A 16,551-nucleotide genomic window follows, 5' to 3' on the forward strand; every position below is an offset into this window, starting at 1 on the left:
AGGCGAGTGCGGCGCCAGCCGGCCTATCGTGTAGCGCGCGGCAATCCGCATATCACCGGCGGCCGTCGTTACGGGTTGCCGGCGCTGTTTGTCCTGTGCGTTGCGCTGACCGGCGCGACGGGCCGGGCCAGCACGCCGGCAAATGTCCCCGACGCGTTGCGGGTCGAATATAGCGCCGCGCCGCTTGGTCTCGATGAGGGTGCGCCACGCCTGGCCTGGCACGCGCCGGTCGCGCGCCAGACCGCATATCGCATCCGCGTCGGTGAAAGTGCGGCGGCGCTGGCGAGCGACCGGGTGCTGTGGGACAGCGGCAAGGTCGCGTCCGCCAATAATGTCCAGATCGCCTATGCCGGTCCTGCGCTCGACTCCGGCAAACGCTATGTCTGGCAAGTCCAGGTCTGGGATCAGGACGGCAAGGCGAGCGGCTGGAGCGCGCCCGGCTGGTGGGAAATGGGTTTGCTCAAGCCCGCCGACTGGACCGCGCAATGGATCGCCGGGCCAAAGCGCACCGATCATGACTGGCGCGATTTCACCTTCACCAGCGAGCTGACCCTGACCGGCAAGTCGGTCGATCTGCTGTTTCGGGCTCAGCCGATCGGCAAGACCTATGGCGAGGCCTATGTCTGGACGCTCGCCCGCACCGACAAGGGGCCGGCGCTGATCGCGCAAGTCCGGCATTATCCCGGCGGCACTTCCTCGGCGGTCAAGGTGACCGAACTGAAGCGCGTGGCGCTGCCGGCCACCGCGCTCCGGGATGGACGGCATATCGTGTCGATCACCGCCAAGGGCGACCGGCTGACCACCGCGCTTGACGGTGTCACGGTCGATACGCTGACCGATGCGTCGGTCACGCACGGGACGGTCGGTTTTACCGCCAGGGATCCCGCCGCTGCGATCGTGCACCGCGTCAGCGTCACCGGCGCGGCGCCGTTCGACACGCGCTTTGCCGGCAATGATAATGCCTTCACCGGCGGTGATGTTACCCGGGATGGGCTGGTCGTACCCGGCGGCGTGCCCAAGGTCGACATTGTCCTGCCGATCGAGGCGCCCGCGCCGCTGGTGCGCCGCGCTTTCACCTTGCCCGCCAAGGCGATCGCGCGCGCGCGCCTTTATGTGGCGGGGGCCGGCTGGCCGCGCCTCAGCCTCAATGGCCAGGTGATCGGCGTCTCGGCGATGGCGAGCGGCTATACCGCCTATGACAAGCGCGTGCTGTACCAGACCTATGATGTGACCGCCGCGCTGCGCCCCGGCGCCAACGCGATCGGCGCGGAGCTCGGGCGCGGCTGGTACGGCCTGACCGATCCCAATGAATGGTATTGGCAACAGGCGCCGTGGCATGGCGATCCGGCGGTCCGCGCCCAGCTCCAGATCGACTTTACCGACGGATCAAGCCAGCGCATCGCGACCGATGCGAGCTGGCGTACCGCTTCCGGGCCGACATTGGCGGACTCGATTTATCGCGGTGAACGCTATGATGCGCGGGTGCATCCCGGCGGTTGGGACAAGCCGGGCTTTGCCGATCGTCGCTGGGCGCCGGCGCGCATCGTCGATGGTCCCACCGGGGCGCTGGTCGCCGCCAATGTCGAACCGATCGCACCGGTCGCCGATCTCAAACCGATCACGATCAAGCAAGTCCGGCCCGGCACCTGGGTGCTGGATTATGGCCGCATCATTGCCGGCTGGCCGGCGCTTCGCGTGACCGGCCCGCGCGGGCAGACGGTGTCGATGCTTTCCAGCGAACGCGTCGGCGACGATGGCCTGGTCATCCCGGCCGCTGGCCTGATCGATACGCAACTGCAGACCGATCGCTACACGCTGGCGGGGGGGCGTGAGGAGCGATGGGAGCCGCGCTTCGGCTATCGCGGTTTCCGCTATGTCCAGCTTGACGGCTTTCCCGGCACGCCTGGTCCCGACGCCCTGACCGCGCGCATCGCGCATAGCGCGGTGGCGGCGACCGGCGATTTCCAGAGCAGCAATGCGCTGTTGATGCAGATCGACGCCGCGGCGATCGCGACGATCCGCAACAATATGCACGGCTTCCAGACCGATACGCCGACGCTGGAAAAGAATGGCTGGACCGGCGACGCGCAGGCCTCGGCCGGGGCGGCGGCGCGCAGTCTTGATGTCGCGCGGGTCTGGACCAAATGGCTCGGCGATTTCCGCGATGCGCAATCGGCCAAGGGTGAGATCCCCGAGATCGTGCCCGCCACGCCGCTTTACGGCTATGAGAACAGCCCGGGCTGGAACATGATCTGGGGCCCGACTCCGCCCTGGGACGTGGCGACCATGATCCTGCCCTGGGAACTCTACACCACCTATGGCGACGCCCGCATCCTGGAGCGGATGCACGACGCGCAGGCGCGATTGGTCGATTATACCGGCGGCTGGTTCAAGGCGCCCGATTATCGTCGCGAGGGCTTCGAACTGAGCGAATGGTCGCCGCCCGGCCCGGCCGATTTCACCAATGAACGCGGCGGCGGGATCGACGCGGTGGCCAGCGCTTATTATTTCCTCGAGGCCGACCTGCTGGCAAAGTCTTCGGCGGTGATCGGCAAACAGGCCGACGCCGCGCGCTATGGGAAGCTCGCGGCCGCCATTCGCGACGCCTATAACCGGCGCTATTGGGACGATGCCGCGCGCCAGTATCGCACCACCGATGCCAAGGGCGTGGCCGGTGCACCGACCCAGATCCAGAATGTCCTGCCCCTGGCGTTCGGCATGGCGCCGGATGGCGCGCAGCAGCAGGTGGCCGACGTCATCGCCGCCGATGTCGGGAAGAACGGCCTGCGGACCGGCGTCTACGCGACGCGCTATCTGCTCGAAATCCTCAGCGATTATGGCCATGCCGACCTAGCCTATAAGGTCGCGACGCGCACTGACGAGCCGAGCTGGGGCTGGTGGATCAGGAACGGGCACGGGACGATGTTCGAGAGCTGGAGCTTGCAGAGCCGCTCGCGCGACCATCATTATTTCGGCTCGATCGCCGACTGGATGCGTCAGCGCCTTGCCGGCTTGCGGCCGGGCCGGCCCGGTTATGCCAGCGTGCTGGTCCGGCCGGAAATCCCCGCCGGTCTCGCCTCGGCCGGCGCGACGATGGACACGATCCGCGGCCGCGCCTCGGCCGGGTGGAAGGTCGATCAGGGCGTATTGACGCTCAGCGTCGAGGTGCCCGCCAACACCACGGGTGAAATCTGGGTCCCGCTGCGCTTCGGGGCGGTGCGGAAAGCCGCAAATGGTGCGACACTGCTGCGCACGACCACTGGCTTTGCGGTCTATTCGGTCGCAGCCGGGCGTCATGTCTTCGAGGCGGGAGCGAGCCAATGAGTATTTACGGCATGTATAAGCGCGGGCTCGCTGCCCTGCTGGCCTCGTGTCTGGCGGTCGCCGCACAGGCGCAGACTCCCGGCGCGCCGACGGCGGTGATCGACACCGGCACGCTTCAGGGCGCCAACGCCAATGGTGTCGCCGTGTTTCGCGGCATTCCCTATGCCGCCCCGCCGGTCGGCGATCTGCGCTGGCGCGCGCCGCAGCCGGTAGCGAAATGGACCGGTCCGCGTGACGCGACCAAATTCGCCAATGATTGCCCGCAGACCTGGATGCCCGGCGATGTCGCGATGAGCGGCCAGCCGATGAGCGAAGATTGCCTCTACGCCAATGTCTGGACGGCAAAAGCCGGCAAACAGGGGAAAGCCCTTCCCGTCATGGTGTGGATCCATGGCGGCGGCTTCGTCAACGGATCGGGCGCTTCGCCGCCCTATGATGGCACGGCGCTGGCGAAACGCGGCGTGGTGGTGGTCAATTTCACTTACCGCATCGGTCGGCTCGGCTTTTTCGCGCACCCGGCGCTGACCGCCGAAGCGAAGGGCGCCCCGACCGGCAATTGGGGCCTGATGGATCAGATCGCCGCGCTCAACTGGGTCAAGCGCAACATCGCGGCGTTCGGCGGCGATCCGGCACAAGTGACGATCTTCGGTGAATCCGCCGGCGGCGCATCGGTCAACCGGCTGATGGCCTCGCCGCGTGCGCGCGGCCTGTTCGTGCGCGGTATCGCCTCTTCGGGCGGCGGCCGCGACAAATGGCCCGACCTTGCCATGGCGGAGGCCAAGGGCGTCGCCTTCGCCAAATCGGCCGGGGCGGGCGATGATGTCGCGTCGCTCCGGGCGCTGCCGACCGATGTCGTGCGCGGCAAGATCGGCTTGCTCAACAATGAAGAGGCGACATTCTCCGGCGGGATCACTGACGGCCAGATCGTTACTGACAGCGTCGATGCGATCTTCGCCGCGGGCAAGGAAGCGCCGGTCGCTTATATCACTGGCGCGAACAGCGATGAGCTCGGCTTCCTGCCGGCGCCGTTCAAGGGGCCGGCCACCGCCGGCATCATCAAGCCGCTCGGCGATGTCAGTGCGCTGCGGGCCGCTTATGGCGCGTCGTTCGACGACCGCATTGCCGGCGACACGGTGTTCATCGAACCATCGCTTGCGCTGGCGAAGCGCCATGCCGCGAACGGCAATCCGACCTGGGTCTATCGCTTCGGTTATGTGCCGGAGGCGAAGCGTGCCGAACTGAAGGGCGCGCCGCATGCGTCCGACGTCAGCTTTGTGTTCGACACGCTCGATGCGCTGAAGCCCGCGCCCAGCGCCGCCGATCGCGCCGCAGCGGCGCAGGTTTCGACCTATTGGAGCGATTTCGCCCGGACCGGCGACCCCAATCGCAAGGGCGCGCCGCGCTGGGATCGCTATACCGCCAGGACGCCGGTCGCGCTGCAGATCGGCAATACCGACACCGCCACGCGTCCGGCCGCCGATGCCGGTCTGGATGCGCTGGCGAAACTTCGTGATGCTTCCGCTGGAGAGAAAAAATGATGCGCCGTTCAATGCGCCGATCGATCCTGGGCGGGGCCATCGCACTTGGCCTGGCCGCGACCTGGAGCCTGGCCGCCTGCGCAAGCGCCGGCACGCCGACCACCATCGACAAGAAAGTGATCCCGCTCTGGCCCAAGGGCGCGCCGGGCAGCCTGCCTGACATGCCGGCTGAGGTCACCGAATTGCGGGCGTCCAATCCGGGCACGATCATGCGCAATGTCACCGTGCCGGGGCTGCTGGTCTATCCGGCCGACCCGAAGATCGCCAATGGCACGGCTATGATCGTCGCGCCCGGCGGCGGCTTTCATCTGCTCAGCATCGAGAATGAAGGCATCGCGGTCGCCAAATGGCTCAACAGCCTGGGCGTGACCGTGATCGTGCTGAAATACCGGCTGATCGCGACCGGTGACGATGTGCAGACCGCGCTGATCGGCCGGCTGATCAACCGCTCGGCGATGATGCGCGCGGTCAACCCGCTCCAGCCTTTGGTCACCGCCGATGGCGAACAGGCGGTGCGCTATGTGCGGGGCCATGCGAAGGAGCTGAAGATCAAGCCGAACCGGGTCGGCCTGATGGGCTTTTCCGCCGGCGGCGCGGTCTCGGTCTGGACGACGCTGGCCAATCATGCCGATAGCCGGCCCGATTTCCTGGTGACGATCTATCCCGGGCTGATTGCGGGTCATGCGGCGGTGCCGGCCAATGCGCCGCCCCTGTTCGACCTGGTCGCCGATGACGATCCGATCGTCCGGCCCGAGGCCGAGGAACTGCAACAGGCATGGAAAGCGGCGGGCGCGGACGCGACCTATGTCACCGTGCCGACCGGCGGCCATGGCTTCGGCATGGCCAAGACCGGCAAGGCGTCCGATGTCTGGCCCGAACGGCTGCAGCAATGGCTCGATGCGAAAGGATACCTCCGCAAATGACCTCCAGATTGAGCCCCGGACTGGGCATCGCGCTGCTTGGCGGCGCGGCCATGGGCATGGCCGCCGTCGCCGTCCTGGCCCCGGTCGAAAGCGTCCGCGCGGCGCCAGCCGGCTCGTGCGAGTCGCTCACCGGGCTGGCGATCAAGGACGGCAAGATCGACAGCGCCGTGATGGTCAAGCAAGGTGAATCGATCAACACCGAAACCGGCAAGCCCGGCCTGCCCGCGCCGGCCCCGTTCTGCCGCGTCCATGCGGTGTTGAAACCCACGCCGCGATCGGAGGTCAAGATCGAGGTCTGGCTGCCTGAAAGCACGGTCTGGAACGGCAAGCTGCTCGGTGCCGGCAATGGCGGTTATGGCGGAACGCTGACCTTGCCGGCGCTGACCATGCGCACCGGCCTGGTCCGGGGCTATGCCGCGACGGGCAGCGACATGGGGCATCTCAGCAACGACGTCGACGCGAAATGGGCGCTGAACGAGCCCGAGAAGATCGTCGATTTCGGTCACCGCGCCAACCATCTCGCGGCACTTCTCGCCAAGCAGGTGGTCGCGTCCTATTATCCGAAACCGCTTGCCGCGGCGTATTTCCATGGCTGTTCCGATGGCGGCCGCGAAGCGCTGAATGAGGCGCAGCGCTACCCGACCGATTATGACGCGGTCATCGCGGGCGCGCCGGCCAATCCCTGGACTCGGTTGATGGTCGGTTTCATGGCCGATCATCAGGCCGCGTTCGGCAAGCCCGAATCGATCATCCCCAATGCCAAGCTGAAGCTGCTGCAGACCGCCGCGCTGGCGAAATGCGATGCGGCGGACGGCGTCACCGACAATGTCATCGACGATCCCCGCAAGTGCAAATTCGATCCCGCCGTCCTGCAATGCAAAGCGGGTGACGGCGCGGATTGCCTGACCGCACCGCAAGTCGAAACGGCGCGCGCGCTGTACCGCGGTCCGGTCGATGCGAAGGGCAAGTCGATCTTGCCCGGCTATATGCCCGGCGCCGAAGCAGTGCCCGGCACCTGGGACCTGTGGCTGACCGGCACGAACGCGCAGCATGGGCGCTTCGGCACCGAATTCTACCGCTACATGGTTCATTCGAAGCCCGACTGGCAGCCGACGGATTATGATCCGATCGCCGATCCCAAGCTGGCGGCGAAGAAGTTCGCCGGCATTCTCGATGGCGGCACCGATCTCAGCGCCTTCTACAAGCGCGGCGGCAAGCTGATCCTCTATCATGGCTGGTACGACGCCGCGATCCCGCCGGAGAACACGATCGACTATTTCAACACGCTGCAACGCGCGCAGCGTCAGGCAGCGTCCTCGACCCGGCTGTTCATGGTGCCGGGCATGTCGCATTGCCTGGGCGGGCCGGGCGCCACCGGCTTCGATCCGCTGGCTGCGCTCGATCAATGGCGGCAGGGCGGCCCCGCGCCGGAGCGGATCATCGCGACTCGCTACGACAACCCGCTGTTCGCCTATTTCGGCTTGCCGGCCAAGGCGCTCGGCACCCGTCCGCTGTGCGCCTATCCCAAGGTCGCGCGCTGGAAGGGGACGGGGTCGACCGACGATGCGGCCAATTTCGACTGCGTCGCGCCAAGCTGAGGTCTGCATGTCGTCATCCCCGTCCGTACCGCTTGCCCTTGCTCATGTCCGGGGCGCCGATGCACCGCCGCTGATCGACCATACGATCGGCACGGCGCTGGCGCTTGCCGCTGAACGCTGGGGCGATCGCGATGCCCTGGTCTCGGTCGCGCAAGGCATACGCTGGAGCTTTGCCGAATTGCTCGAGCGCGCCGATGCGCTTGCGGCGGGCCTGCTCGCGCTGGGCATGGCGCGTGGCGACCGCATCGGTATCTGGGCGCCCAATTGCGCGGAATGGACGCTGACTCAATTCGCCGCGGCGCGCGCCGGGCTGATTCTGGTCACGATCAACCCGGCCTACCGCGTCGAGGAAGCCGGCTTCACCATCGCCAAGGTCGGGCTGCGCGCATTGATCGTCGCGGCCGAGTTCAAGACCAGCGACTATGTCGGCATGGTCGAGACGCTGTGTCCGGAACTGCCCGCCGCGGCGCCCGGGCGCTTGCACGCGCGGACGCTGTCGAGCCTGGCGATCGTCGCCAAGATCGGTGGCGAGGCGCGCGCCGGCTGGCTCGATTTCGACGCGATCCCCGGGCATGCCATTCCCGCCGATCGTGAACAGCTGGCGCGGATCGGCGCGTCGCTCGACGCCCGCGATGCGATCAACATCCAGTTCACCAGCGGCACCACCGGCTTGCCCAAGGGCGCCACGCTGTCGCACCGCAATATCCTCAACAATGGCTATTTCGTCGGCAGCGCGATGGGGCTGGGGCCGGAGGATCGCATCTGCATCCCGGTGCCGCTCTATCACTGCTTCGGCATGGTGATGGGCAATCTGGCGAGCATCACTTTGGGCGCGACCATGGTCTATCCCGGCCCTGCTTTCGATCCCGTAGCGGTATTGCGCACGATCGAGGCTGAGCGCTGCACGGCCTTGTACGGCGTGCCGACGATGTTCATCGCCGAGCTCGCCGAACTCGATCGCACGCCGGCCGATCTGTCGTCGCTGCGCACCGGCTGCATGGCGGGGGCAAGCTGCCCCGAATCGGTGATGCGCCAGGTGATCGAACGGATGAACATGCGCGACGTCACGATCGCCTATGGCATGACCGAGACCAGTCCGGTCAGTTTCCAGACCGCGATGAGCGATGGTCTGGATGCGCGCGTCGGCACGATCGGGCGAGTCCAGCCGCATCTCGAATGCAAGCTGATCGATGAGGCGGGTGACATCGTCGCGGCGGGCGAAACCGGCGAGCTGTGCACGCGCGGCTATTCGGTGATGCTTGGCTATTGGGACGATGCCGAACGCACCGCCGATGTGCTCGATGCTGATGGCTGGATGCACAGCGGCGATCTCGCGGTGATCGACGCCGCTGGCTATGGCCGCATCGTTGGCCGGCTGAAGGACATGGTGATCCGCGGCGGCGAGAATATCTCGCCGCGCGAGATCGAGGAGTTTCTCTATCGCCATCCCGCGATCGAGGATGTGACCGTGGTCGGCGTTCCCGATGCGCGCATGGGCGAGGAGCTTTGCGCCTGGATCCGGTTGCGCCCCGATACGGTGGGCGACGAAGAAGCGATCCGTGCCTTTTGCCGCGACCGCATCGCGCACTACAAGATTCCGCGCCATATCCGCTTCGTCGACGCGTTTCCGACGACCGTGACCGGCAAGATCCAGAAATATCTCATCCGCGCGGCGATGGTCGCCGAGCTCTCCCCATCCCAGCAAAAGGACGTCTCATGAAATACGCCATCGCCCTGATCGCGCTCTCGATCGCCACCGCCGCCACTGCCCAGATTGCCCCGGCTCCTGCGACGCCCGCAGCGCCCGCGACCCCGGCAGCCGGCGCGAAGTTCACGCTCGATACGCCGCTTGCCGATCTCGTTGCCGATCCGGCGGCCAAGGCCGTGCTCGACAAGGATTTGCCTGGCCTGACCACGCTCGAAGGGTTCGATTCCTTCAAGGGCGCCAGCCTCAACCAGGTCGTGCCTTTCTCGAACGGCGCGCTGACCCCTGAGAAGCTGGCACAGGTTGCCGCCGATCTCGCGGCGATCAAATGACCGACAGAATGACCGTATTTCGTTTCTCGTCGCGGGCGGCATTGCTTGCCGCCTGCGCGCTGTTCGCCCTGCCCGCCATTGCCGAAGACAGGGTGCTGTATCTCAATCCCGCCGCGCCGGTCGAGGCGCGCGTCGACGATCTCCTGTCCCGGCTGACACTGGAGGAAAAGGTCTCGCTGATGGGCGGCGCGACCGGCATGACCGGGCAGGCCGTGCCGCGCCTCGGCATTCCGGAGGTCAAGATGACCGATGGACCGACCGGCGTGCGCTCGCCCGAAGGCAAGCCCGCCACCGTCTTCCCGGTCGGCGTGGCGATCGCCGCGACCTGGAATCCGGCGCTGGCGCAGCAGGTCGGCGGCGCGATCGCCGAGGAAGCGCGCGGTTATGGCGCGTCGGTGCTGCTCGCGCCGACCGTCAACATCGTGCGCACCCCGCGCTGGGGGCGCAATTTCGAGACCTATTCTGAGGATCCCTGGCTGACCAGCCGGATGGCGCTCGGCTATGTCCGTGGCGTGCAGGACAAGGGCGTGGGCGTCTCGATCAAGCATTTCGCCGCCAACAACCAGGAAACCAATCGCTTCTTCACCAACTCCGCGGTCGATGAACGGACCATGCGCGAGCTGTATCTGCCTGCCTTCGAAACGGTGGTGAAGACGCTCGATCCCTGGTCGGTGATGGCATCGTACAATAAGCTCAACGGCACCTATGCGGGTGAAAATCCCTGGCTGCTGACTGAGGTGCTGAAAAAGGAATGGGGCTTCAAGGGCTTCGTCGTCTCGGATTGGGGCGCGACGCATACCACGGCGCCGGCGATCAATGCCGGGCTCGACCTGGAGATGCCGGGTCCGCCGCAGCATTTCGGCGACAAATTGCTTGCCGCCGTCAAGGCGGGCGACGTGACTCTGGCGCAAATCGATGAAACCGCACGGCGCATGGTGCGCCTGATCATCCGCAGCGGCGTGGTCGATGGCACGGCCGGCGCCAACGGCATTGTCGGCGGGCCGGCGCATGGCGCGATCGCGCAGCGCGCCGCCGAAGAGGCGATCGTGCTGCTCAAGAACAGCGGCGTGCTCCCGCTCGATCCGTCGATCCGGACGCTGGCGGTGATCGGCCCCAATGCGGCCAAGGCACGCATCCAGGGCGGCGGCAGTTCCGCGGTCCAGCCGTTCGACGCCATCGCCACGCCGCTCGACGCGTTGCGCGCGGCCTTGCCCGGCGTGACGATCGTCTATCAGCCCGGCGTCGATAGCGAGGAAGTGCCGCCGGCGGCCGAAGCGGCGATGTTCAGCCCCGATGCCGGCCGCGGCAAGCCGGGTCTCACGCAAAGCTATTATGCGGCGGCGGACCAGTCGGGCGCGCCCGTCGCCACTGACGTGGCCACCGCGTTCCTCAAGCGGATCAGCGGTAATGTCGCCGGCCCGCAATCGGCCAATTATCTGTCGCTGCGCTGGGAAGGGCTGTTCTGGGCGCCGGTGTCGGGCCGCTACGAATTCAGCATTCGCGGCACCGGCAAGGGCATTTTGCAGTTCGACGGCAAGACGCTGATCGACAAATCGACGCCTGCGGTCCCCGACAATCGGGACGTGATCGGCTTTCCGGTCGGGCGCCGCACCGTTTCGGTCGAGCTCGAAGCGGGTAAATCCTACCCGATCCGGCTCGACTATTCGAACGGCAAGTCGATCTATGAATCGCTGAACTTCGGCGTGCGCGTGCCGCGGCCGTCGCTCGATGCCGCGGTCGCCGCCGCCAAATCGGCGGATGCCGCGATCGTCATCGTCGGTTCGAACAGCCTGACCGAAGGCGAGGGTTATGACCGCAGCTCGATCGACTTGCCCGGCGATCAGGACAAGCTCGTCTCGGCGGTCGCCGCCGCCAACGGCAAGACCGTGGTGGTCGTCAACGCCGGCGCGGCGATGACCATGAAGTGGAAGGACGAGGTGCCGGCGATCGTCGACATGTGGCTGACCGGCCAGTCCGGCCCGGCCGCGCTGGCGGGCATCCTCACCGGCAAGGTCAATCCCTCGGGCCGCTTGCCGGTCACCTTCCCGGCAAGCGATGCCGATGACGTGATCAAGGTCGATGCGGGGACCAGCACTTATGCCGAAGGCTTGCTGGTCGGCTATCGCAGCTTCGACGCGCGCGGGGTGAAGCCGCTCTTCGCCTTCGGGCATGGCCTGTCCTATACCAGCTTCGCTTATGGCAAGGCGGTTGCGCCGCTGCGGCTCAAGGCCGGCGGTGCGGCGAAGGTCACGCTCGACGTGCGCAACACCGGCAAGCGCGACGGCATGGAGGTGGTGCAGCTCTACGTCGCACCGGTCGATCGCGCCGCGACCGAGCCGGTCAAGCAGCTCAAGGCCTTCACCAAAATCGCGATCCCGGCGGGCGGCATGAAGAGCATCGCGCTGCCGCTCGATCCGCGCGCCTTCGCGTCCTATGATGTGGCGGCCAAGGCATGGATGGTGCGGCCGGGCCGTTACCGGCTGATGATCGGCGCGGCGTCCGACGACATCCGCGCGGTGAAGGAGATCGAGATCAGCGGCACCGCACGGGTGCCCTGATCGCCGTCGGAGTATAGCCCTGAGCGGGATTGCCTATCCCGTTCGGGCTGAGCTTGTCGAAGCCCCGTTTTTTCTTGCCACGAAAGAGCGGCCCCTTCGACTACCTGCCAAGGCGGGCGCTCGGGACAGGCTGCGACATGTTCGGCGCGAATGGAAGGGGTGGGTCGATATCCCTCAGCCGGTCGGGGCGACGACCAGCTTGATCCCGGCTTTCTCGATCATCGCCGCGTCGCGGTCGGTGATGCCGTCATCGGTGATGACGATGTCGAGTTCGTCGGCGGTACACACGACATGGCCGGCGGGGGCGCTGAACTTGCTGCTGTCGACCAGCACGATCACTTCATCGGCGCGGTCGAGCAGGCGGCGTTCGGCATGGACCAGCAGCACGTCGGTCTGCATCAGGCCGTGGCGACCGATCGACGCCGCGCCCATGAACAGCTTCGACGCGCGGTAACGGCTCATCCCGTCATCGTCGAACGGCGGCAGCAGGATATTCTGTTCGCGGAACAAGGTGCCGGCGGGCATCGAGATATGCGTGCCGGGCTGGCCGATCAGCGCGCTGACGATGTGCAGCGAATTGGTCAGCACATGAAGCTCGAGCGGGGCGAGCAGCGGGCACATCTGCAAGGTGGTCGAGCCGCCATCGATGATCACCGTCTCGCCGGTGCCGCACAGGGCGGCGGCGGCGCGGCCGATCGCTTCCTTGGCGGCGCGGTTGCGCTCGACATTCTCATGGAACGGCACGCCGCGCAGATGCCCGTCATTGCCGCCGCCACTCGCCCCGGTGCCATCCGGCGCATCGACAAGCCGCGCGCCGCCGCGCACGCGGACGATCTTGCCGCTGGTTTCGAGTCGGTCGAGATCGCGGCGCAAGGTCGCGCCCGATGCTTCGAGTGAGCGATCCAGTTCCTGGAAGGACACGAAGCCGCGTTCGCGCATCAGTTCCAGGATCAGTCGGTCGCGATCTTCTGCGTGCATTAAAAGGCCTTTAACGATACTGTCAGCGTATCAGGCCTGACTTGCGCGGATGCAAGCATATCTGATCATCCATCGCCGATCGTCACACGATTCCCGCGCCAAGCCCCACTGTATCGCGTTCCTGCGCCTTGCGGTCGCGCCAGCCAAGCGTGCGGTACAGCGCCAGCGGATCGATCGCCCCACCCGCTTCGGCGCGCGCGAGCGCGACGATCGGCGCCACATCGGTGTCATAGGCGCGGCGCAAGGCGCGGAACGCGATGATCGCGTCGTTCGATTCCTGCGCCGCGCGCAACGCCTCGCGGTCGACCAGCAATGCGCGAGCGAAGGATCCGACGATCGCTTCGGCCGAACACAGCATGCTTTCGATCGGGTCGGTCACATTGTGCGACTGGTCGATCATATAGGCTGGGTCGAACCCGGTGCGCGGCTCCAGCGCCGCCTCGACCAGCTCGTTGAAGATCAGGAACAGCTGGTGCGGGTTGATCGCCCCGGCATCGAGATCGTCATCGCCATATTTGCTGTCGTTGAAATGGAAACCACCCAGCTTGCCGGCCTTGTGCAGCCGCGCGACGATCTGTTCGATGTTCACATTGGGCGCGTGATGGCCAAGGTCGATCAGGCACATCGCCTTGGGACCCAGCTCCTGCGCCGCCATCAGCGACGATCCCCAGTCGGAAATCACCGTCGAGTAAAAGGCCGGTTCGAACAATTTATGTTCGAGCAGCATGCGCCAGTCGCCGGGCAGCGCGGCATAGACTTCCGCCGCCGCGTCGAGATAGCGGTCGAGCGAGCGGCCGAGATGCTGCTGGCCGGGGAAATTGGTGCCGTCGCCGACCCATACGGTCAGCGCGCGCGAGCCGAGCTGGCGGCCAATCTCGATGCATTCGACATTATGATCGATCGCCTGGGCGCGAACGTCCGCGTCGGTCGAGGACAGGCTGCCGCTGCGATAGCTGTGCGCCTGGCCGGGCTGGTCCTGGAAGGTGTTCGAATTGACCGCGTCGAAGCCAAGGCCAAGCCCCGCCGCCTCTTCGCGCAAGGCGGCATAGTCGCTGACCTTGTCCCACGGGAAATGCGGGCTGACGCGCGGCGTGACCCGGCCGAGCTGCTGGATCAGGCCGCAATCCTCGAGCTTCTCGTGGATATTGGTCGGCTCGCCCGGAATGGGGAATTTGGCGAAGCGGGTGCCGCCGCGCCCGGCGCCCCAGCTCGGCACCGCGACGCTGAAGCCGGCGACCGCCGCCTTCACCTGCGCAATGTCCACGCCGCGCCGCGCCAATTGGCGGTCGAGCGCGGCATAATCCTCCGCCAGCGCATCGATGCGCTCGGCATTATGGCTGCCGATCTGGTCGAGCGTCAGCGCGGGGCCGTTCGCCATCCTTGGTCTCCCTCAAATCATCAATCGATTAGCGCGGAAAGGCCTGCGCATTGCCGGCATCCACGTTAAGCAGGTTACCGGTTGATTTCGCCGATGTCGCGGATGCGAAAAAGGCCACTGCTTCGGCGACGTCGGCGGGCAGCACGTCACGCTTGAGCATCGAACGATTGCGGTAATGCGCCTCCAGCGCCTCACCCGAATCGATGCCATGCGCATCGGCGCGCTCCTGGCGCCAGTCGCCGTCCCAGATGCGCGACCCCTTGATCACCGCATCGGGATTGACCGTATTGACGCGAATGCCATGCGGCGCGCCTTCGAGCGCGAGGCAGCGGGCGAGATGCAACGCCGCCGCCTTGGCCGATGCATAGGCCGAGGCATTGGTCGCCGGGGCGATGCCGTTCTTCGATCCGATGAACACGATCGACCCGCCGCCCGACGCGCGCAGCAGCGGAAAGGCTTCGCGCGAGGTCAGGAAATAACCCTGCGCCAGCACGTCGTAATTGCGGCGCCACATCTCGACGCTGGTGTCCTCGAGCGACGCCGAGGAGGCGATGCCGGCATTGACCACCAATATGTCGAGCCCGCCGAATTCGCGCGCGCAATCGGCAAAGGCCGACGCGATCTGCGTTTCGTCGGTGACGTCGCACAAGGAGGCGCGGACGCGGTCGGCATCGAATTTGCGCTCGAGCGTCTCGCGCGCGCCGGCCAGAGTCTCGGCATCGCGGTCAAGCAGCATGACGCAGGCGCCATCGGCCAGCAACCGCTCGGCACTGGCGATGCCGATGCCGCCCGCGCCGCCGGTGACCAGCGCGATCTTGCCGGCCAGTGATTTGGGCTTGGGCATGCGCTGCAGCTTGGCTTCCTCAAGCAACCAATATTCGATGTCATAGGCTTCCTGCTCGGGCAGGCCGAGATAGCCGCCGATCGCTTCCGCGCCGCGCATCACGTTGATCGCATTGCCGTAGAATTCGCCCGCCAGCCGCGCGGTGGTCTTGTCGGCGGCGAAGGTGATGCGGCCAATGCCGGGGATCAGCACTACCACCGGATTGGGATCGCGCATCGCCGGGTCGCCGGGATGGACGCAGCGCTGATAATAAGCGGCATAGCCTTCACGATAGGCGCTGAGCTGGGCCGAGAGATACGCATCGTCGTCGAGCTGCGCCGGATCGAGCACCAGCGGCGCGATCTTGGTGCGCAGGAAATGATCGGGACAGGAAGTGCCGACCGCCGCGAGCCGGGCGAAATCGGCCGATCCGGCGAATTGCAGCGAGCCGGCATCGTCGGAGAAATGCCCGACTTTCGACTGCGTACCGGTCATCAACCCGCGCAGCCGCGGCATCAGCTTTGCGGCGGCGGCCTTGCGGTCGGCGGCGGGAAGGGTGGGGGCGACTTCGCCGCCAAAGTCCGGGCGCAGCGCGAGCTTGGTATTGAGATAGGCGGCAGCGTCGGCGATCAGCCCGATGGTGCGATCGTAACAGGACCGCGCACTGTCGTCCCAGCAGATCAGGCCATGCCCGGCGAGCACCACGCCGATACAGCCCGGATTGGCCGCGACATGATCGCGCAGCCGCAGGCCGAGGTCGAAGCCCGGGCGCTTCCAGCCGAGCCAGCCGACCTTGCCGCCCCAGATTTCCTGCACCGCGGCCTCGCCATGCTGCGCCGCCGCCAGCGCGATGACTGAATCGGGATGGACATGGTCGACATGCGCGAAGGGCAGGAAGGCATGCAGCGGCGTATCGATCGACGCGGCGCGCGGATTGAGGTTGAAGGTGCAATGCGGGAGATAGCCGACCATCTCGTCCTCATGCTCGACGCCGCGATACAGGCGTTCGAGGCCGAGCAATTTGTCGAGATAGAGCGTGGCGAAGCCGTCGAGCTTCATCGAGCCGATATCGCCGCCCGATCCCTTTACCCACAGCACTTTGCTCGACGCGCCGTTCAGCGGGTCGGTTTCGTCCAGCTTGGCCGATGTGTTGCCGCCACCGAAATTGGTGATGGTCAGGTCGCTGCCCAGCAGATTGGAGCGGTACAGCAGTAAATTCTCCGGCGACAAGCCGGCAGCGGTCTGTTCCGACCAGAGATTGGTCGGCACCGCGAATGCCAGGCTGTGCTGGTCGGCCTGCAGCGGTGATGTACGATCGGCCATGGTCGAATCCCCTCATTCTCGTTTGACGGCGTTCTACAACAGGCTATGGTCGTAAACAATCACGTTCGATA

Annotated in this window: 10 protein-coding genes; 7 read left to right on the plus strand and 3 right to left on the minus strand. The window is 66.3% G+C overall.

The features are described from left to right. The first annotated feature begins 6 nt into the window (after positions 1 to 6). Genes OO12_RS18185 through OO12_RS18215 form a run of 7 tightly spaced genes read left to right on the plus strand, consistent with a single transcriptional unit; the run spans position 7 to position 11,978 of the window. Entirely contained in the window at positions 7 to 3,324 is a 3,318-nt protein-coding gene (locus OO12_RS18185) for a family 78 glycoside hydrolase catalytic domain (protein ID WP_052216020.1), read from the plus strand. After that, positions 3,321 to 4,862 (plus strand): carboxylesterase/lipase family protein, encoded by a 1,542-nt coding sequence (locus OO12_RS18190; protein ID WP_082006626.1) that lies wholly within the window; start codon positions 3,321 to 3,323, stop codon positions 4,860 to 4,862. Before OO12_RS18185 ends, OO12_RS18190 begins: the two co-directional genes overlap by 4 nt. Then, entirely contained in the window at positions 4,859 to 5,785 is a 927-nt protein-coding gene (locus OO12_RS18195; RefSeq protein ID WP_052216022.1) for an alpha/beta hydrolase, read from the plus strand. The genes OO12_RS18190 and OO12_RS18195 overlap by 4 nt, the downstream gene beginning before the upstream one ends. Further along, entirely contained in the window at positions 5,782 to 7,383 is a 1,602-nt protein-coding gene (locus tag OO12_RS18200) for a tannase/feruloyl esterase family alpha/beta hydrolase (protein WP_052216023.1), read from the plus strand. Before OO12_RS18195 ends, OO12_RS18200 begins: the two co-directional genes overlap by 4 nt. Positions 7,384 to 7,390: 7 nt before the next feature. Beyond that, positions 7,391 to 9,103, plus strand: a complete 1,713-nt coding sequence (locus OO12_RS18205; protein WP_034160139.1) for an AMP-binding protein — start codon at positions 7,391 to 7,393, stop codon at positions 9,101 to 9,103. After that, the gene (locus OO12_RS18210; RefSeq protein ID WP_034160140.1) at positions 9,100 to 9,420 is read left to right on the plus strand and encodes a hypothetical protein; all 321 of its coding nucleotides are present in this window, start codon (positions 9,100 to 9,102) and stop codon (positions 9,418 to 9,420) included. The genes OO12_RS18205 and OO12_RS18210 overlap by 4 nt, the downstream gene beginning before the upstream one ends. An 8-nt stretch (positions 9,421 to 9,428) precedes the next feature. After that, positions 9,429 to 11,978 (plus strand): beta-glucosidase, encoded by a 2,550-nt coding sequence (locus tag OO12_RS18215; protein ID WP_160296842.1) that lies wholly within the window; start codon positions 9,429 to 9,431, stop codon positions 11,976 to 11,978. A 174-nt stretch (positions 11,979 to 12,152) separates the two neighbouring features. On the opposite strand, the gene OO12_RS18220 is transcribed toward OO12_RS18215, so the two are convergent. The 3 genes from OO12_RS18220 to OO12_RS18230 form a co-directional block, all read right to left on the minus strand. After that, the gene (locus OO12_RS18220) at positions 12,153 to 12,956 is read right to left on the minus strand and encodes a DeoR/GlpR family DNA-binding transcription regulator (RefSeq protein WP_034160141.1); all 804 of its coding nucleotides are present in this window, start codon (positions 12,954 to 12,956) and stop codon (positions 12,153 to 12,155) included. A gap of 82 nt (positions 12,957 to 13,038) precedes the next feature. Then, positions 13,039 to 14,334: a TIM barrel protein gene (locus tag OO12_RS18225; protein ID WP_034160142.1), complete on the minus strand. Its 1,296-nt coding sequence runs from the start codon at positions 14,332 to 14,334 to the stop codon at positions 13,039 to 13,041. Positions 14,335 to 14,362: 28 nt separating this feature from the next. Continuing rightward, positions 14,363 to 16,480 (minus strand): bifunctional rhamnulose-1-phosphate aldolase/short-chain dehydrogenase, encoded by a 2,118-nt coding sequence (locus OO12_RS18230; protein WP_034160143.1) that lies wholly within the window; start codon positions 16,478 to 16,480, stop codon positions 14,363 to 14,365. Positions 16,481 to 16,551: the final 71 nt, after the last annotated feature.

The organism is Sphingomonas sp. ERG5 (assembly GCF_000803065.1).
Lineage (GTDB): Bacteria > Pseudomonadota > Alphaproteobacteria > Sphingomonadales > Sphingomonadaceae > Sphingomonas.

Bases quoted from the DNA above. Each gene is read 5' to 3' on its own strand.
- OO12_RS18190 (WP_082006626.1), top strand. From the start codon at position 3,321: ATGAGTATTTACGGCATGTATAAGCGCGGGCTCGCTGCCCTGCTGGCC.
- OO12_RS18195 (WP_052216022.1), top strand. From the start codon at position 4,859: ATGATGCGCCGTTCAATGCGCCGATCGATCCTGGGCGGGGCCATCGCA.
- OO12_RS18200 (WP_052216023.1), top strand. From the start codon at position 5,782: ATGACCTCCAGATTGAGCCCCGGACTGGGCATCGCGCTGCTTGGCGGC.
- OO12_RS18205 (WP_034160139.1), top strand. From the start codon at position 7,391: ATGTCGTCATCCCCGTCCGTACCGCTTGCCCTTGCTCATGTCCGGGGC.
- OO12_RS18210 (WP_034160140.1), top strand. From the start codon at position 9,100: ATGAAATACGCCATCGCCCTGATCGCGCTCTCGATCGCCACCGCCGCC.
- OO12_RS18215 (WP_160296842.1), top strand. From the start codon at position 9,429: ATGACCGTATTTCGTTTCTCGTCGCGGGCGGCATTGCTTGCCGCCTGC.
- OO12_RS18220 (WP_034160141.1), bottom strand. From the start codon at position 12,956: ATGCACGCAGAAGATCGCGACCGACTGATCCTGGAACTGATGCGCGAA.
- OO12_RS18225 (WP_034160142.1), bottom strand. From the start codon at position 14,334: ATGGCGAACGGCCCCGCGCTGACGCTCGACCAGATCGGCAGCCATAAT.
- OO12_RS18230 (WP_034160143.1), bottom strand. From the start codon at position 16,480: ATGGCCGATCGTACATCACCGCTGCAGGCCGACCAGCACAGCCTGGCA.